The 17,311-nt window shown below is 45.9% G+C and carries 16 protein-coding genes; 7 read left to right on the top strand and 9 right to left on the bottom strand.

What is annotated here, in order from left to right; translation table 11 throughout:
- Positions 1-8: 8 nt before the first annotated feature.
- The 4 genes from JK628_RS15760 (at position 9) to JK628_RS15745 (ending at position 4,578) form a co-directional block, all read left to right on the top strand.
- The gene (locus JK628_RS15760; RefSeq protein WP_202285691.1) at positions 9-1,082 is read left to right on the top strand and encodes a branched-chain amino acid ABC transporter permease; all 1,074 of its coding nucleotides are present in this window, start codon (positions 9-11) and stop codon (positions 1,080-1,082) included.
- A 70-nt stretch (positions 1,083-1,152) separates the two neighbouring features.
- Positions 1,153-2,439, top strand: coding sequence for an ABC transporter substrate-binding protein (locus tag JK628_RS15755; protein WP_237524034.1), 1,287 nt, complete (start codon positions 1,153-1,155; stop codon positions 2,437-2,439).
- An 81-nt stretch (positions 2,440-2,520) separates the two neighbouring features.
- Positions 2,521-3,339: an ABC transporter ATP-binding protein gene (locus JK628_RS15750; protein WP_202285690.1), complete on the top strand. Its 819-nt coding sequence runs from the start codon at positions 2,521-2,523 to the stop codon at positions 3,337-3,339.
- A 15-nt stretch (positions 3,340-3,354) separates the two neighbouring features.
- Entirely contained in the window at positions 3,355-4,578 is a 1,224-nt protein-coding gene (locus JK628_RS15745) for a phenylacetate--CoA ligase family protein (protein WP_202285688.1), read from the top strand.
- A gap of 96 nt (positions 4,579-4,674) precedes the next feature.
- On the opposite strand, the gene JK628_RS15740 is transcribed toward JK628_RS15745, so the two are convergent.
- From JK628_RS15740 to JK628_RS15725, 4 genes are all read right to left on the bottom strand, one after another.
- Positions 4,675-6,387 (bottom strand): proline--tRNA ligase, encoded by a 1,713-nt coding sequence (locus JK628_RS15740; RefSeq protein WP_202285686.1) that lies wholly within the window; start codon positions 6,385-6,387, stop codon positions 4,675-4,677.
- Positions 6,388-6,495: 108 nt separating this feature from the next.
- Complete coding sequence (locus JK628_RS15735) at positions 6,496-6,822, bottom strand: hypothetical protein (RefSeq protein WP_202285684.1); 327 nt, start codon at positions 6,820-6,822, stop codon at positions 6,496-6,498.
- A gap of 529 nt (positions 6,823-7,351) precedes the next feature.
- Positions 7,352-7,678, bottom strand: coding sequence for a hypothetical protein (locus JK628_RS15730; RefSeq protein ID WP_202285682.1), 327 nt, complete (start codon positions 7,676-7,678; stop codon positions 7,352-7,354).
- Positions 7,679-8,077: 399 nt separating this feature from the next.
- Positions 8,078-9,382 (bottom strand): polymorphic toxin type 44 domain-containing protein, encoded by a 1,305-nt coding sequence (locus JK628_RS15725; RefSeq protein ID WP_202285680.1) that lies wholly within the window; start codon positions 9,380-9,382, stop codon positions 8,078-8,080.
- A 218-nt stretch (positions 9,383-9,600) separates the two neighbouring features.
- Between JK628_RS15725 and JK628_RS15720 the strand changes: the two genes are divergently transcribed.
- The 3 genes from JK628_RS15720 (at position 9,601) to JK628_RS15710 (ending at position 11,244) form a co-directional block, all read left to right on the top strand.
- Complete coding sequence (locus JK628_RS15720; protein ID WP_202285678.1) at positions 9,601-10,182, top strand: GNAT family N-acetyltransferase; 582 nt, start codon at positions 9,601-9,603, stop codon at positions 10,180-10,182.
- A 179-nt stretch (positions 10,183-10,361) separates the two neighbouring features.
- Positions 10,362-10,709 carry a cupin domain-containing protein gene (locus tag JK628_RS15715; protein WP_202285676.1) on the top strand — a complete coding sequence of 116 codons (348 nt, stop codon included), beginning with the start codon at positions 10,362-10,364 and terminating at the stop codon, positions 10,707-10,709.
- A 64-nt stretch (positions 10,710-10,773) separates the two neighbouring features.
- Positions 10,774-11,244, top strand: a complete 471-nt coding sequence (locus JK628_RS15710) for a GNAT family N-acetyltransferase (protein WP_202285674.1) — start codon at positions 10,774-10,776, stop codon at positions 11,242-11,244.
- A 280-nt stretch (positions 11,245-11,524) separates the two neighbouring features.
- Here the strand turns inward: JK628_RS15710 and pcaF are convergent, their stop codons facing one another.
- From pcaF to JK628_RS15685, 5 genes are read right to left on the bottom strand one after another with little or no spacing between them, the layout of a single operon-like run.
- Entirely contained in the window at positions 11,525-12,742 is a 1,218-nt protein-coding gene (gene pcaF / locus JK628_RS15705; RefSeq protein WP_202285672.1) for a 3-oxoadipyl-CoA thiolase, read from the bottom strand.
- On the bottom strand, positions 12,739-14,190 hold the full coding sequence (locus JK628_RS15700) for an aspartate aminotransferase family protein (protein WP_237524032.1): 1,452 nt from the start codon (positions 14,188-14,190) through the stop codon (positions 12,739-12,741). Before JK628_RS15700 ends, pcaF begins: the two co-directional genes overlap by 4 nt.
- Positions 14,191-14,226: 36 nt before the next feature.
- Entirely contained in the window at positions 14,227-14,928 is a 702-nt protein-coding gene (locus JK628_RS15695) for a 3-oxoacid CoA-transferase subunit B (RefSeq protein ID WP_272931628.1), read from the bottom strand.
- Positions 14,925-15,635: a 3-oxoacid CoA-transferase subunit A gene (locus JK628_RS15690; protein ID WP_202285668.1), complete on the bottom strand. Its 711-nt coding sequence runs from the start codon at positions 15,633-15,635 to the stop codon at positions 14,925-14,927. Before JK628_RS15690 ends, JK628_RS15695 begins: the two co-directional genes overlap by 4 nt.
- 1 nt (position 15,636) lies before the next feature.
- Positions 15,637-17,250: a hypothetical protein gene (locus JK628_RS15685; RefSeq protein ID WP_202285666.1), complete on the bottom strand. Its 1,614-nt coding sequence runs from the start codon at positions 17,248-17,250 to the stop codon at positions 15,637-15,639.
- Between the last annotated feature and the right edge of the window lie 61 nt (positions 17,251-17,311).

Here is a 17,311-nt window from a genome sequence, read left to right as displayed (position 1 = left end):
GAGTTTTTATGTCTAGCTTAGCGATGCGTCCGTGCGGAGATTTCCGCACCAGCTATAAAGCCGACAATACCATATTTGAAACTAAGACCATTCGGCTAATGATGATTGCTGTTATCGCGATTGCTTGCGGAGCACCTTTAGTACTCGACGGCTATTTTCTCACCCTATTCATTCAAATATCTTACCTCGGTATAGCAGCATTAGGGCTCAACATACTGGTCGGATTTACTGGGCAAATTTCACTGGGTCATGGCGCATTTTTTGGTTTTGGTGCATTTGCTTCCGCTTGGTTAAATACCAGCTTTCAAATCCCGGTGGTGCTTTGTATCCCCTTAGCCGGTTTTCTAACCATGGCTGTAGGCATGATGTTTGGTATGCCTGCTGCACGGATTAAGGGGTTGTATTTGGCGATAGCGACCTTGGCGGCTCAGTTCATCATTGAGGACTTTTTTGCTCGAGCTGATTGGTTCTCTGGTGGGTCATCAGGTTCGATGGCTGCGCCTATTAATCTATTTGGATTTGAGTTCGACACCGATCAGAGCTTTTACTACATCGCCCTTTTTGCCTTGGTGTTTATGTACATCTGGGGCAGCAATTTGATGCGTAGCCGAGATGGGCGCGCCTTTGTTGCGGTACGTGATCACTACCTTTCTGCTGAGATAATGGGCGTAAAGCTCAATAAATATCGCCTGTTATCCTTTGGGATCTCCTCATTTTACGCCGGTATTGGTGGCGCGTTATATGCGCACTACCTGGGCTATGTGTCAGCAGAGGGTTTTACCATCTTAATGTCGATTCAATTTCTCGCCATGGTGATTATTGGTGGGCTTGGCTCGATTAAGGGCACCTTGATGGGAGTGGTGTTTATGGTGCTTCTGCCTGAAATGCTGGAAACCGTGGTTAGCCTGATGCAGTACACAAGCTGGGGTGATATCCCCATGGTGACCGACGGCTTAGCCTATATCAAAGAGATGGCGATTGGGCTGGTCATCATCCTGTTTTTGATTTTCGAACCAGAAGGACTTGCTCATCGTTGGGCGCAGATTAAGAACTACTGGAAATTCTATCCATTTGCTTACTAATTTTTATCGAGCTGTAACAAGTGCGGTATACAGCTTGCAACTTTGACTGAACATTTGAAGGATCATAACTATGAATAATAATACTGACAATAGCGGTTTAAACAAAGTGAAATACTTAAAATGGGCACTGGGCTCAAGCCTTGCTTGCTTAGCCACTGCAGGCAGCGGTTTAGCTCAGGCGGAGGAGACTATTTTTGTTGGTCATTTAGCGGATATGTCAGGCCCTACAGCGTTCGTCGGCAAACCTTACGCTGATGGTGTACGTGATTCACTGGCTTATATTAATGCCCATGGCGGTATCGATGGCACCAAGCTTGAGTATGAAACCATTGATTACGGTTACAAGGTGCCACAAGCGATAGCCTCTTATAAAAAGTGGCAGTCGCGTAAAAATATGGTGGCGATGCAGGGCTGGGGCACTGCAGATACCGAAGCACTGATCTCGTTTGCGGCTAAAGATAAAACACCTATTTTTTCAGCATCCTATTCAGGTCACCTAACAGATCCACAAGGCAAGAACCCCAACACTAAAAAGCCAGCACCGTATAACTTTTTCTATGGTGCATCTTACTCTGACGCTTGTCGTGGACTGGTTCAATGGGCAGCTGATGATTGGAAAAACAAAGGTGGCCAAGGTAAACCAAAATTTACTCATATCGGCGCTAACCACCCATTTCCTAACGCACCGAAAGCGGCCTGCGGCGAATATGCCACAGAGCTAGGCTTTGATGTTCAGCCGCCAGTGGTTATTTCAATGAAACCAGGCGACTTTAAGGCCCAGTGTTTAAGCCTTAAAAGCTCAAAAACAAACTACGGCTATATCGGCAACCTAGGTGGTTCAGTGCAATCGTTGATTAAGTCTTGTAATACCGTTGGCACAGATATTCAGTTTATGTCGAATATCTGGGGCGGTGACAAACTGGTCTTTAAAGCGGCGGGTGAGGGGGTTAAAAACTATATTTTCCCGACCATGACGCCATTTTGGACAGATGATGTACCAGGGATGAAGTTGGTTCGTGAGATATCAAAGATGTCCGACAGCGAAGGTGGTAAAGAGCGACTACATCACTATATCCGTGGTGTGTGTTCAACTTACTTTATGAAAGAGTCGATGGAGTGGGCAAAAGCCAATGGCGGTGTCACCGGAGAGAACGTTAAAAAAGGGATGTATGCGCGTGAGAACTGGGTTCCAAAAGGACTCGAGGGCGTGTGCTTAGCGGCAACGTGGACGCCTGAAGACCATCGCGGTATTAACCAAGTGAACATCTATAAAGGCAACTTTAATGGTGGTGATGTACGTGTCGAGAAAGTGAATCAAATAACGTTAGAGCGCCGCGTTGACTGGTTAGGATACTAAGCCTCGCAGGTTTAGTCCCGTTTACCTGCCTAGCAAGCGAGGGTTCTCTTGCTAGGCTATTCATCGAAAGTTGGAGTTGTTATGACACAAGCTGTGCAGTTAAAGCCTGAAAGTCCTCTTTTATCAATCAACAACATAGAAGTGGTTTACGACGATGTTATTCAAGTGCTACGTGGCGTAAGTATCGACGTGCCTCAGGGAGAAATCGTTACCCTGTTAGGACCTAACGGCGCGGGTAAATCGACCACCCTAAAAGCGATTTCTGGCTTGTTAAAGACCGAAAATGGTGAGGTGTCCCGCGGTGATATCCATTTTATGGGTGAGCGGATTGATGCAAAAAATGCTGAAGATGTGGTGCGCTCAGGGCTTTTCCAAGTGATGGAAGGGCGCAGGATCATTGAGGATATGAGTACGATTGAGAATCTTAAACTTGGTGCATATACCCGAAACGATGGCCAAGTAAATCAAGATATCGACATGGTGTTTAACTACTTCCCTCGCCTTAAAGAGCGCACGGGATTAGCGGGATATCTATCTGGCGGTGAGCAGCAGATGTTAGCAATTGGGCGCGCGTTAATGGCACGACCCAAAATGATCTGTTTAGACGAACCGTCGATGGGGTTATCGCCGCTGCTGGTTAAAGAGGTGTTTGGCATTATTGAGAAGATTAATCGTGATCAAGGGATCACTATGCTGCTGGTGGAGCAAAATGCCAACTATGCGCTAAAGGCGGCCAATTACGGTTACATCATGGAGTCAGGAAAAATCGTTCTCGATGGCAGCAAAGAGCAGCTATTGAATAACGAAGATGTGAAGGAGTTCTATCTTGGTGGCGGCAACGAAAAACGTAAGAGTTTTAAAAATCTTAAATCTTATAAGCGCCGTAAACGTTGGTTGTAGTAAGGAGCCATACCCATGCCATTTTTTAATGCACAAGAGCATCAATCATCAGCGCAGCGAGAAGCGAGGTTAATGTCTCGCTTGAGCGATTTTTTAAGCTTTGCCGAGCAGTCATCTGATTACTACCAGCGTGTGTTCGCTGATGTAGATCTAAGCCAAGTTAACTCGCGCGCAGCGCTGGCTACGCTGCCAATTACTCGAAAATCGGATCTGATTAAGCTGCAAGCGGCAAGTATGCCATTTGCAGACATGGTGCCGAATATGAACAGCATCGGCCGAATATTTCAGTCTCCTGGCCCCATTTATGAGCCAGAAGCGGATGGGCATGATTGGTGGCGTATGGGGCAAGCATTTTTTGCGGCGGGTTTTAGGGCTGGCGATCTGGTGCAAAATTGTTTGTCATACCATCTTACGCCTGGCGGTTTTATTATGGACTCAGGCGCTAAAGCCTGCGGTTGTAGCGTGATCCCCGCAGGCCCTGGGCAGACAGACATACAGTTGGATATTATTAGTAATCTAAGACCCAATAGTTACTGTGGTACGCCTTCATTTCTAAAAATATTGCTCGATAAAGCGCAACTTCAACAGAAGAAATTGTCCTTTAAGAAAGCGTTAGTCAGCGGTGAGGCATTAACGCCTGCACTTAAAGCCGTCTTTAATGAAGCGGATATTGAGGTTAAGCAGGCGTATGCGACTGCTGATATCGGCCTGATTGCCTTTGAGAGTGTTGCGGATGCGGGGTTAGTCGTAGCTGAAGATATTATTTTGGAGATCGTCAGGCCCGGAAGTTTAGCGCCTGTTAGCCAAGGTGAAGTGGGGGAGGTGGTGATCACCAGTTTTAACCCTAACTATCCACTGATCCGTTTTGCGACGGGTGATTTAAGCGCGCAATTAGACAGTCCAAGTGAGTGCGGCCGTACTAACATGCGGATTAAAGGCTGGCTTGGGCGCGCCGACCAAACCACGAAAGTGAAAGGCTTGTTTATCCACCCTGAGCAGATTGAGAAGATCAGACTTGCCCATAGTGAAATTAAGCGAGTCAGACTGGTGGTAAACCACGAAAATAATAATGACCAGATGTGTTTACGGTGTGAAGTGGACGATAGTGCCCGGCTTGACACTGATATCGTTGCGATTGAGCAAACGATTCGAGCGGTGACTCAGCTTTCTGGCGATGTCAGTTTGGTAGAGTTTGGTAGTTTGCCAGACGATGGTATTGTGATTGAAGACCGACGTTAACGCTTAAATACACGCTGTAAACAAAAACGCCGATGAATTATCATCGGCGTTTTAATGTCACAGCTAAAGCTAGTTTAAAAGCTTATATCGCAGTGTTTAAGCGTGTTGTGCTTTTAAGAACTCAACTATCTGCTCAAATGGCACTTCTTGCTTCTCACCAGTACGACGATTCTTATACTCGAATACGCCGTTATCAATGTTACGGTCGCCAATAACAACCACATTTGGCAAGCCGATCAGCTCCATATCTGCAAACATCACACCCGCGCGCTCTTTACGGTCATCAAACAAGACTTCGAAACCTGCGTCTGTCAGATCTTGATAAAGCTTTTCAGCGCTATCTTTAACGCGATGAGACTTGTGCATGTTCATTGGCAAAATACCGACAGTGAACGGGGCAATGGCTTGTGGCCAAATAATACCGCGGTCATCGTGGTTTTGCTCAATGGCTGCGGCAACCATGCGGCTCACACCCACACCGTAACAACCCATCAGTAAGGTCTTAGACTTACCGTTTTGGTCGAGTACGTTAGCGTGCATCGCTTCAGAGTAGTTGCTGCCTAACTGGAAGATATGACCGACTTCGATACCACGAAGCAGGGCAATAGTGCCTTTACCACAAGGGCTAGGCTCACCTTCAATGATGTTACGAAGATCAAATGCCTGCGCGGTCGGCAGGTCGCGCTCCCAGTTGATACCAAAGTAATGTTTGTTATCTTGGTTAGCACCCGCGCCAAAGTCGCTCATGACCGCAACGCTGTGGTCAATAAACACTGGAATGTTAAGACCGACAGGACCAATTGAGCCCGCGCCCGCGCCAATCGCTTTACGAATATCAGCTTCATCGGCAAACTCAAATGGTGCCAGTACCGCATCAATTTTCTCAGCTTTGACTTCGTTTAGGTCGTGATCGCCACGAACCACGACCGCCACTAATGGTGCTTCTTCTGTTGCGCCCTTAACGATAAGTGTTTTAACTGTTTTCTCAATCGCAATACCATGTTGCTCAACAAGCTCTGCAATTGTTTTAGCATTAGGTGTATCAACAAGCGTCATTTCGCTGCTTGCTGCTTGACGAGTGTCAGTTGGCATAGGCGCTTCACACTTTTCAATGTTTGCGGCGTAATCGCTCTCTGTCGAGTATGCAATTAAGTCTTCACCACTGTTAGCGAGCACGTGGAATTCATGTGATGTGCTGCCACCGATAGCACCGGTGTCTGCCATTACAGGGCGGAATGATAAGCCTAAGCGAGTCAGAATGTTGCTATAAGCTTGGAACATCGACTCATAGGTTTCATCCATGGTTTCTTGATCTAAATGGAAAGAGTAAGCGTCTTTCATCAAGAACTCGCGTGAACGCATCACACCAAAGCGTGGACGGACTTCGTCACGGAACTTAGTCTGAATTTGGAACAAGTTCAGTGGTAGTTGCTTATAAGAGTTAACCTCTTTACGCACGATGTCAGTGATCACTTCTTCGTGAGTTGGGCCCAAAACGAAGTCACGGTTGTGACGGTCTTGAAAGCGCAGTAGCTCAGGACCAAACTTTTCTAAGCGACCTGACTCAACCCAAAGATCCGCAGGTTGAACCATCGGCATTAGGATCTCAACAGAACCCGCCTTGTTCATCTCTTTACGAACGATAGCTTCAATTTTACGCAGTACACGTAAACCTGTCGGCAACCAGCTGTACAAGCCTGATGCATTACGACGGACCATGCCCGCACGTAACATTAACTGGTGACTAATGACTTCTGCATTAGCCGGTGTTTCTTTTTGAGTTGATAGCAGGTACTTGCTTACGCGCATTACCGAGTGTCCAAAATTGAGTTGAATGGGCGCTATTTTATCACTTGTTGAAGTGATGTCACCTACCGATTGGATGAAACTGGTTAATTAGTTTGTTTCTGTCGGTTGTTATGGAATGACTTCGCGTGAAAAATACCAATGGTTAGCTAACTCGATGGCATAAGTTTCACCCTTGTTAGCCATGCTATGATCATCGATAATCATGTCCTTCCAGTGCTCACGTGGCTGAAATAGATACCAATATTGGTCTTTATCGTCCCCGACTGCGACACTTAAACTGCAACGGCTGTAATTACTTATTACTATGCGGTCAACACCGATAGCGTCCATGGCTTCATCCATTACGGCTATTTTACTATAGAGATTGGGGGATAGTTTTCCTTCGTCAACGAGTTGGTAGAAGGGGTCGTTTTCTTTGCGTAATATTGTTTTCAACCGCCCCCAAAAAGTCTCTAAATTGGGCAAATCACCAGTTTCATAAATAACTCTGTGCAGTGATTTTATGTTTAAGCCACAAGCAACCTCAGACAAGGTAATGAAATCTAATTGATATTTATAAAAATCCGATTCAAGCTGTGTAACTGATTTGTAGTTAAAGCATGAAGTCAGTGTTAGCAACAAGAAAAAGCTTATCAAGATGGGTCTGTATTTCAATTGGTATCTCCAATATAGCATTACGTACTTATGGAAAGCTTTAAGGGGGAATCACATGAGGGTATGATTTTACCGTCATTGTTAATCCCCGTCTTTAGCTTTCATTTAAATCAGTTAGAAATTGTAAGCGAACTCGTCCTGAAAGCTAATCTAATCTAATCATATTGAGTTAACCTCACCTTAGTCGTACTCAACCCAGCAATAGGTAGGGTAACCTTCCTGTACAAAACACCATTCCGTTCCCCCGTCATAAAAAGGAGAGCCGATGGGGCCTGCTCGACCATTTTCATTAGTTTGTTTCTGTCGGTTGTTATGGAATGAAGAAGCGTGAAAAATACCAATGGTTAGCTAACTCGATGGCATAAGTTTCATCCTTGTTAGCCATGCTATGATCATCGATAATCATGTCCTTCCAGTGCTCACGTGGTTGAAATAGATACCAATATTGGTCTTTATCGTCCCCGACGGCGACACTTAAGCTGCAACGGCTGTAATTACTTATTACTATGCGGTCAACACCGATAGCGTCCATGGCTTCATCCATTACGGCAATTTTATTATAGAGATTGGGGGATAGTTTTCCTTCGTCAACGAGTTGGTAGAAGGGGTCGTTGTCTTTGCGTAATATTGTTTTCAATCGACCCCAAAAAGTCTCTAAATTGGGCAAATCACCAGTTTCATAAATAACTCTGTGCTGTGATTTTATGTTTAAGCCACAAGCAACCTCAGACAAGGTAATGAAATCTAATTGATATTTATAAAAATCCGATTCAAGCTGTGTAACTGATTTGTAGTTAAAGCATGAAGTCAGTGTTAGCAACAAGAAAAAGCTTATCAAGATGGGTCTGTATTTCAATTGGTATCTCCAATATAGCATTACGTACTTATGGAAAGCTTTAAGGGGGAATCACATGAGGGTATGATTTTACCGTCATTGTTAATCCCCGTCTTTAGCTTTCATTTAAATCAGTTAGAAATTGTAAGCGAACTCGTCCTGAAAGCTAATCTAATCTAATCATATTGAGTTAACCTCACCTTAGTCGTACTCAACCCAGCAATAGGTAGGGTAACCTTCCTGTACAAAACACCATTCCGTTCCCCCGTCATAAAAAGGAGAGCCGATGGGGCCTATGGGGCCTGGTGTACCATCCCCAGGTGGGTTTCCTCCACCTCCTCCGTTATTTGGGCCGCCACTCGATGGTGGGTTTTCTTCATCTTGATTGTTCAGAGTGTCAGCATCTGTACATGAGCTACTTTTTTCATCATAGCGATTTTCAGATTGCACTTCAGTTTTATAATCCCAGCCTCGGGTAACCATTTCCGGATCACCAAGGTTGTCTCCAATATTATATACGAAATTGATATAGCCGGCGTTTAACCCTACTGGGTTTAATCCATGGTCTTGAATCCCTTGGTAGGCTGCAGAAGCCCTTACTGTAAATGCCTGTGAAAAACCTTTTGCGGCCATTATGCCACCGAAGAAGAAATTGCCATTATCAGATCTTATTTGTGATGTGCTGTTAGCATCGTAGTACTTACTATCCGGACTTTTTACATCGTAGACCGCACCTGTCTGATGATCCTGGTAGAGGTCGTAAAAGGATTTTGCTGCCGCGGCCGGCGCTGTATATTTTGATTGGTCTGACGCATAACTGGCTTCAGCCTGCTGAAATTCACGATTATAGTTTAGAGTTTCATTTGTTTCGGTATTTAACGGCGCTTTATGTGGTGGACGATTACTCGCTGTACACTGTGATGCTTCGCTTGGAACTGAGTTTACTGCAAATGAGTCTACTGCAAACTGCGCGACTCCGTAGGGGTTTTCTGTACCTGGTCTACCATTTCCAGTACAGTCCCTTTCACGGCATGTAGGATTGCTTTGTGGAGGTGAGACTATCGACGCTAGAGTGGCGATGTTAATAATACTAAATTCATTGTTTTCATTAGCGTTAAGCACATTGAAAGTGAAGTTATGAGTGTCCACGCCACTTAAAGGTAGCAGCTCTATAACGATGTTAGAGTGCCCTGCAAGCTCTAGTTTTTGATCATAGCCTGAGGCGGTAATTATTTTGTCCAAAATCATATTGTCACTCATATCTTTGACAATCAAATGATAGGATAAAAAAATATTTTTTCCGTTTATGTTAATACCTCCTAGATCTAGGATGGTGTATTCTGGTACCAAATTCCGTATTTCTACACATCTATTTCTATTTGGTGCATCGGTATTCGAATGTAGTTGAATCTCTTCAAATGCATTAATAGCCTTACATTGTGCATTAGCTGTTTGACTAAAAATAATGAGTACTAACACTAGAATAGCTTGTTTTATCGTTATCATGTTCCATCGTTACCGTAGGTCGGAGATTTGTTGCTTGTATGTTAACAAGTTGGGTGTCGGCGCAGTGTGGTTTCGCTATGATTTTTTATCATGTTTAATTTACTGGAGCGTGGTTATGCCAACTAGAAAGGGGTTGAGCGTTTCGCGAGTGAATAATGAACAAATAACTATGTCTTACTGGAAATAAAAAAATTAACAGAATATACAAGGAGAGTTGGATGAGCTGGTTATCGACGACGAGTTTGGAGGGAGACTTTGTCACACTTGAGCCATTGAGTGAGGAACATGTCAGTGGCTTGAAAGAAGCCGTTCTTGACGGTGAATCGTGGCAGTTATGGTTTGCTAATGTTCCTAATCCTGAGTCAATGCTTCAATACGTGACCGAGGCGATTGTTGATGCAAGAAAAGGAGGCATCGCATTTGCGGTTATATGTAAAGTGACGAACAAAATTGTTGGAACAACCCGCTTTTACAATGTCGATGCTAAAAATAGACGAGCGATGCTTGGTTACACTTGGTATTGTGCAGCCGTTAGGCGAACTCCCGTAAATACAGAGTGTAAGCTGTTATTATTAAAGTTTATATTTGAACAATGTGCCGCTAATGCGGTTGAGTTTAGAACTCATTTTTCTAATCAGGCTTCAAGAAAGGCAATTGAAAGGCTAGGCGCTAAACAAGATGGTATTATTCGCAGTCATCAAATAATGAAAGATGGTTCAATTAGAGATACGGTCATGTACTCAATCATCTCCTCGGAATGGCCATCGGTGAAGAATCAATTACTCAGTAAACTCGGTTGAGCGCAGAGTTTAATGGCGTTGTAATAATTTTTTAGCAGGCTAACTGAGCTGAATTCAATTTAATTTAATTTGTAGTCATTATTTTTACTATAAAGTATTGTTTGTAATTGATTTAGTTTAGCTTGAATATCGTGAGTTAACGCTTTTTCGAAGCGTTATAGCGAAGGAAGATAGAAAGAGTGATTAAAAACTTTATTGATGTAAAAAAGCAAGCGCTAGAAAACTCACATGATGGTATCGGTGAGTATGAACTTTTTGAAATATGGAACTCCAAAGACTTCAAAAGCAATATTGATTTTATCGATAGGGTCGTTATTCCGCCACAATCGACCGTGGGTTATCACAAGCATGGTAATAATGAAGAGATCTATATCGTGCTTGAGGGAAGAGGCGAAATGACATTAAATGGTAAAACAGTTCAGGTGAAAAAAGGAGATATGATTTTGAACCAGCCTTGGGGTGAACATGGCTTGGTGAACAACTCTGATGATGTAATCGATCTATTGGTTGTGCAGGTCTCTTTATAAATATAGTAAGCAAAGTGACTTTTGTCTTTGGCCAAAACAATGCACGGAATACTAAGGGAATGATATGCTTTCTATCCGCAAGCTAGTTAAAACAGATGTAACTCGGGTGTGGGAGATAAGAACACAAGCGATATTGCAGACGTGTTCAAGCCATTATTCTAATCAAATAGTTTCTGCTTGGGCGAGCTCACCTATGCCTGATGGTTTTGATGAAATATTAGTCTCTCTTGGCGCGGTCGTTGCTGAAGTACATGGCAAGTTAGTAAGCTTTGGCTTTGTCGATATCAAAAAAAGTCGTTTGGAATCGCTTTTTGTTGACCCTAGCTGCGTCGGCTTAGGCTATGGAAAGCTGATAGCTAATCAATTGTTGCTAAACGCAAAAGATGCAGGGGTTGAAGTGTTAGCACTTTCTTCATCTCTTAATGCTGTAGCTTTCTACCAAAGTATAGGATTTGAGGCACAGCAAGAAACCCTCTGGAGGCATCCATTAGGCTTTGAGCTGGCGTCTGTTTCTATGACAAAAGCAATCAACTGAATGTTACTTTCTTGCTCGCAATTGATATTTATGGGTTAGTGTCTTTAACCAGATGATCATTACCAAAGTACCGCTGCTATTAGGGACAGGCATTCCTCTTTTGGCAAGATTGACCACGCCGTCAAGCTGACAGATGCTCAGTCAGAGGTTTACCTAAACGATTTTGTTCAAGTTAGATACAATGTGAGCTACGAGCAGTAACATCGCCAAAGTTAATTTTTTACGCAGATAATGAGAAGCCACTAATAGTGACTTCATTTATACCCGTTAACTAACGCTGTTAACCCACTCTTTCAATTACCATGGCAATGCCTTGACCCACACCAACGCACATAGTGCAGAGCGCGTAACGACCTTGGGAGTGCTCAAGTTGATTTACCACTGTTGTGGCAAGTCTTGCGCCACTCATTCCTAGTGGGTGGCCTAGCGCGATGGCACCGCCTTGTGGGTTAATTCTCGGATCGTCATCTTGCAAACCTAGCTCACGGGTACAGGTTAACGCCTGCGCTGCAAATGCCTCATTGAACTCTAAAATATCCATATCGTCCAGAGTTAGCGATAATCGTTTGAGTAACTTGTTCGTTGCGGGGACGGGACCTAGCCCCATAATACGAGGGGGCACGCCAGCAACCGCCATCCCTAAAATTTTAGCCCTAGGTTTAAGTTGATGTCGTTGCACTGCATCGGCTGAGGCCAGTAGTAAAGCAGCGGCACCATCATTGATACCAGAAGCATTCCCCGCGGTGATAGTTCCCTTATCAAATAGTGGCTTTAAGCTGGTTAACTTTTCTAAGCTACTCAAACGCAGGTGTTCATCCTGGCTAAAGATGACAGGGTCGCCGCGGCGCACTGGAACCGTCACCGGCACTATCTCTCTATCAAAATAACCTGCTTTTTGCGCGTTAGCGGCTTTTTGCTGACTCCACAGGGCAAAGCTATCTTGGTCCTCACGGGAGATCGCAAACTCTTGGGCTAGGTTTTCTGCTGTTTGTGGCATCGCCTCGGTGCCATATTGCTTATTGAACTCTGGGTTAATGAAGCGCCAGCCCATGGTGGTATCGTAAAACTCAGTCGAGCGAGCAAAGGGGGTGGTCGCTTTAGGCATCACAAAGGGGGCGCGCGACATACTCTCAACGCCGCCGGCAATCATGAGTTCAGCTTCGCCAGTGCGGATCGCTCGGGCGGCGTCACCTAGGGCGTTTAGCCCTGAACCACACAAGCGGTTTATGGTGCAGCCTGCCACCTCTAATGGAAGGCCTGCGAGCAGCCCAGCCATACGTGCTATGTTACGGTTATCTTCGCCCGATTGGTTAGCGCAACCCAGCAGTAGGTCGTCACACTCTTGCCAATCTACACTTGGGTTTCGCTCTATTAACGCTTTTATCGGCAAGGCGGCGAGATCATCGGCGCGGATGGATGACAGTCCGCCACCATAGCGCCCGATTGGGGTTCTGATGGCATCACAAATATAGACATCTTTTAAGCAATCTGAGCTCATTGTTGTTTCCTATTGTTCATTTCGACAGTTGATAACGACAGCGGTTTATCGCTGCCGGAGACTGTTAGCGCTGCTAAGTCCATCAGGGGATCAAACTGCGGTTTTAATTTTTTTAGCCCTGCCAATAAAACGCTCGCAAAGTGAGTTAACGTCTGCTCGCTCATCACTGTGGAGAGTGTGCCGGAGCAGGTATTGATCATCATAAAGCCATTATCGAAGAGGTGATCCACCAACGCCGTCATCAATTTTGCCTCTTGAGGTGAAGCAAAGGCATCACGGTAGTTTGCGGGGGGCACCGCTTTCATATGGATGCGGAACATAGATCCAGCGCCAGTGACACACGCTGGTACATTCGCCTCAGTTATCACATCCGCTATCATTGCTCTTAGCTTATCACCTTGCGCGTTAAGCTTAATCACTGCCTCAGCATCAAATAGTTCCATAGCACTTAACCCTGCCACCATGGTGACAGGATTTGCTGAAAAGGTCCCTGAGTGTGGGAACAATACCTTATCATTAAGAGGGTTCATCACGTCCATCACCTTGGCCTTGCCTGCTAGCGCACCGACAGGAAAGCCCCCGCCAATCATCTTGCCCATGGCGGTGAGATCTGGCGTGATAGGGTAGTTATCCTGCGCGCCGCCATAGCCGTTACGGAATGTGATCACTTCATCAAACACCAGCAAAGCACCGTTTTGCTCTGTCCACTCCCTTAACGCCACAACGAACGCTTCAGATGCTGGGATCAAACCAACTCTGTGGGGGAGAAGGTCGACTAGGACACAGGCCAACTCCGCTTTATGTTGGTCTAAGATAGCAATTGCACGTTCGACATCGTTAAAGGGGATCACCACTACGTCATCAAGGGCGGCTTGGGGGGTGCCAAAGGCGACAGGAACACTGTTTGGCTTCGATGCCTCTCCCCAGGTTGATGGCGATGCTGTTTGGCTCACCTCTGCATAGTCATAAAGCCCGTGATAGGCGCCTTCGACTTTGGCAATCTTAGCTCGACCTGTATAGGCGCGTGATGCCTTTAAACAGCTCATTACCGCCTCGGTGCCGGAGTTGACGAAACGGATCATCTCAAAGCCTGAGTTACGACTGCACAGGTGCTGGGCGTAATCGATCTCGACTTCGGTTGCTAGGGTAAATGCACAACCCTTTGTTAGTTGCTCACTCACTCGGCTAACGATGTTGGGGTGGCTGTGGCCATGGATCAACGCTGCCATATTGTTGGCAAAGTCGATGCGTTGCACGCCCTCTATATCGGTTACCACACACCCTGTTGCTGACTGGGCATAAAGTGGATTTGGCTTACGTAACACGGTATTTCTGCTGCAGCCACCCGGCATTAGCTTAAGGGCTTTTTGGTAGAGCTGGCTACAGCGTCCAGTCTCTATTTCAGTACTGCTGTTTTTGCAGCTATTGTTCTCAGGTTCAGACATCATCTTCATTCCATTTCAATGCTTTGGGCAAGGCAAGCTCTAGGGGCGAATAAGCTCACAGGCCGTGCGTTGCTGCACATAATCAAAATCGACAGCAGGTGCCAGCTCTACCACTTCAAGGCCATGCTTGGTTACCTTAATCACGGCGAGATCAGTATAGATGCGACTGACAACGCCTTGGCCTGTCAGCGGATAACTACAGTTTTCTAACAGCTTGGCATCGCCCTGTTTTGTGGTGTGCTGTGTGATGACGAAGATGGTTTTCACTCCAGCCACTAGATCCATCGCGCCGCCTACTGCAGGAATTGCATCGACGGCGCCAGTTGACCAGTTGGCAAGATCGCCTTTTTGAGACACCTGCATAGCGCCTAATACACAGATATCGATATGCTGGCCGCGGATCATGGCAAAGCTATCGGCATGGTGAAAATATGCAGCTCCAGCTATTGCCGAAACAGGCTTCTTGCCGGCATTGATCAGCTCAAAATCTATCTCTTCATCATTAGGCTTTGGCCCCATACCCAGTAAGCCATTTTCGGTATGGTAGATCACCTCGCGTCCTTCGGGCACATAGCGTGCAACCTTCTCTGGGATCCCTATACCCAAATTGACGTAGGCACCATCGGGAATGTCCTGCGCCGCCTTTTGCGCCATCTGTTCGCGGCTCCAGCCAAGCGGCTTTTGCTCAGTTGATTGAGGAGCTTGAGTCTGTTGCTTTGTATCCGTTATCGGGTTGCTCATGGGTAGGTTACTCCTGCTGCGACAAGTTTCGACTCTTGTGCTGGCTGCTTGACGGTCACAATTCGGTCGACAAAAATGCCAGGGGTCACCACTATCTCGGGGTCGATTGCTCCCGCCTCTGAATACTCCTGAGTCTGCACTATGGTGCAGTTAGCGGCCATCGCCATTATAGGGGCAAAGTTTCGTGCGGTTTTGTTATAGCGCAGATTACCCAACCTATCCGCTTGTCGTGATTTAATGAGCGCAAAGTCGGCTTTAAGCCCCAGTTCTTGCACATACTCACGGCCATCGAACATCTCATGTTTCTTGCCATCGGCGAGCGGGGTACCGACCGATGTTGCGGTGTAAAATGCGGGAATACCAGCACCGCCAGCGCGAATGCGCTCTGCTAATGTGCCTTGAGGCACTAGCTCAAGTTCAATTTTTCCCGCGCGGTAAAGGTCGGGAAACACAGTTGAATTAGCAGTGCGTGGAAATGAGCAGATCATCTTGCCTACTTGGCCGTTTTCAATCAGTGCCGCCAAACCAACATGACCGCTGCCGGTGTTGTTATTGATGACGGTGAGGTTTCTAGCGCCATGATCGATAAGGGCATGGATAAGCTCAATTGGACTACCAGACTCGCCAAAACCGCCAATCATTACCGTTGCACCATCGAAGATATCGGCAACAGCTGCCGATGGCGAGAGCATCAGTTTATCTATCATCTCATGCTCCTATTAATCTTTGCTGTAGCGCGTCGGCTAGCTGAGTTTCAATCTCTTTGAGCTCATCTTCGAAGAAGAATTTGTCGCTATCTAATGGGGTTAAACAGTCGATTTTATTTTCGGTTTCGTCGAATTTTGCCAAGATAACTCTGTCCATCCACTCCATGTTTCTTGCCTCGGTAAACTGCAGCGCAAAACATTTTTCACCATTGACGATTGAGGTACCCAAAATGGCCAGTTTACCCGCCGAGATCGTCATTGAGATATGGCGAGATGGTCGGTTAATTGATGCTAATGAGCGATAGATCCGATTGAAAATCCGGCTCATGTCAGCTAGTGGCGCAGTGTAGTAGTGGTGCTCGCCTGTAGGGCGGGCGCAGTACATCGAGTGGAAACCAATGCAGAGCATGCCAAGGATGTTGGATAGATCGATCCAGCTTTGTGCTGAGCGCTCGACATCGACGCCCCCTTCATCATCCATAAACAGGCTGATATGGTTCATCATCGGGCTTTGACTGCGAATATTCACACCGTGGTTTTGTAGGCGACGAATCGCCGCAAGTGTGCTTGGGTTGAGAAGCTCTCGTGGTGTTGAGAAGTGAGCCATCCATGCAAGCTGAACACCGTTATCGCGCATAATGTCGAACAGCTCAAGCATCGGCTGGTACTTCTCGGTTAATATCATTTCCGGTTGGAAGGTCAGTGCTCGCGTTGCTAAACGGACGTTTTTAACATGCAGTAGGCTTGGGTCTTCGATTAAGGGCATTACATACTGCTTTAAGCGGCTCATCGGCATATAGCCGCCATCGCCACCAGTGATCAGAATGTCGGTTACCTCCTTGTGTCGTCTAAGGTACTCATGCAGTTGGGCGATATCTTTTTGAATAAACATATCTTCATCGCCACGTACTTGGGCATGACGAAAACAGTAGGTACAGAAGGAGAAGCAGTTTTGGGTTGTCTTATCGAAAACTAATTGGCATTGCGGATATTTGTGCTGACTGCCATCGAGAAACTCAAGTACGCCTTCGTCGTTTACAAACCAAGGTTTATTTAACTGCTGATTGCCGTCATGGGGATTGGTCTTCTCCATATACTCAATGGCGACCTGAGTGCGTGCCTTGGGTTCTTTTGCATCGATATAGGTTTGAGTCGTCTCAGGATTTATCATTCCTGGCTGAGGAAAAACTAACTGGAATACTGAATCGGTTGGGTAGTCATCCCAATTGATGCTGTTAAGGGAGTGACGAGTGGCGAGAAAGCGATAAACCTCCACAAAAAATTCGCGCTCATCGATATGACCAATGTCTATGCCGTTGTTGTTCAGAATGGCGCAGACTTCCCGAAATCCTGACAGGCCTGAGTAGTGCTCTTTATCGGTAAATAGAAATTCACGGCTCTCGAGTAAACCAGAGTGCTGTGGGTAGGATGCATGCAAGCGACTGAGTAGCCCCGTGGGTAGTAGATTCTCGTTATCGATAATCTTGGTCGTGTCATCGCCATAGCCATAACGAGCCAGTGTCGTTGTGCGGCCTTCATTGTTAACAACAAGATGCTTTGTCGGGGTTGAACTTGAGGTAACTAAGATCTGCTCAGCAGGGAATTGAGTGGTCATTATTATTGTCCTATCTATTTTAAAGTGCGATATCGGTCAAAATTTAACTCATCTCTGTTAA

Source organism: Shewanella sp. KX20019 (assembly GCF_016757755.1).
GTDB lineage: Bacteria > Pseudomonadota > Gammaproteobacteria > Enterobacterales > Shewanellaceae > Shewanella.
This window is presented reverse-complemented; position numbering and strand designations above follow the sequence as displayed.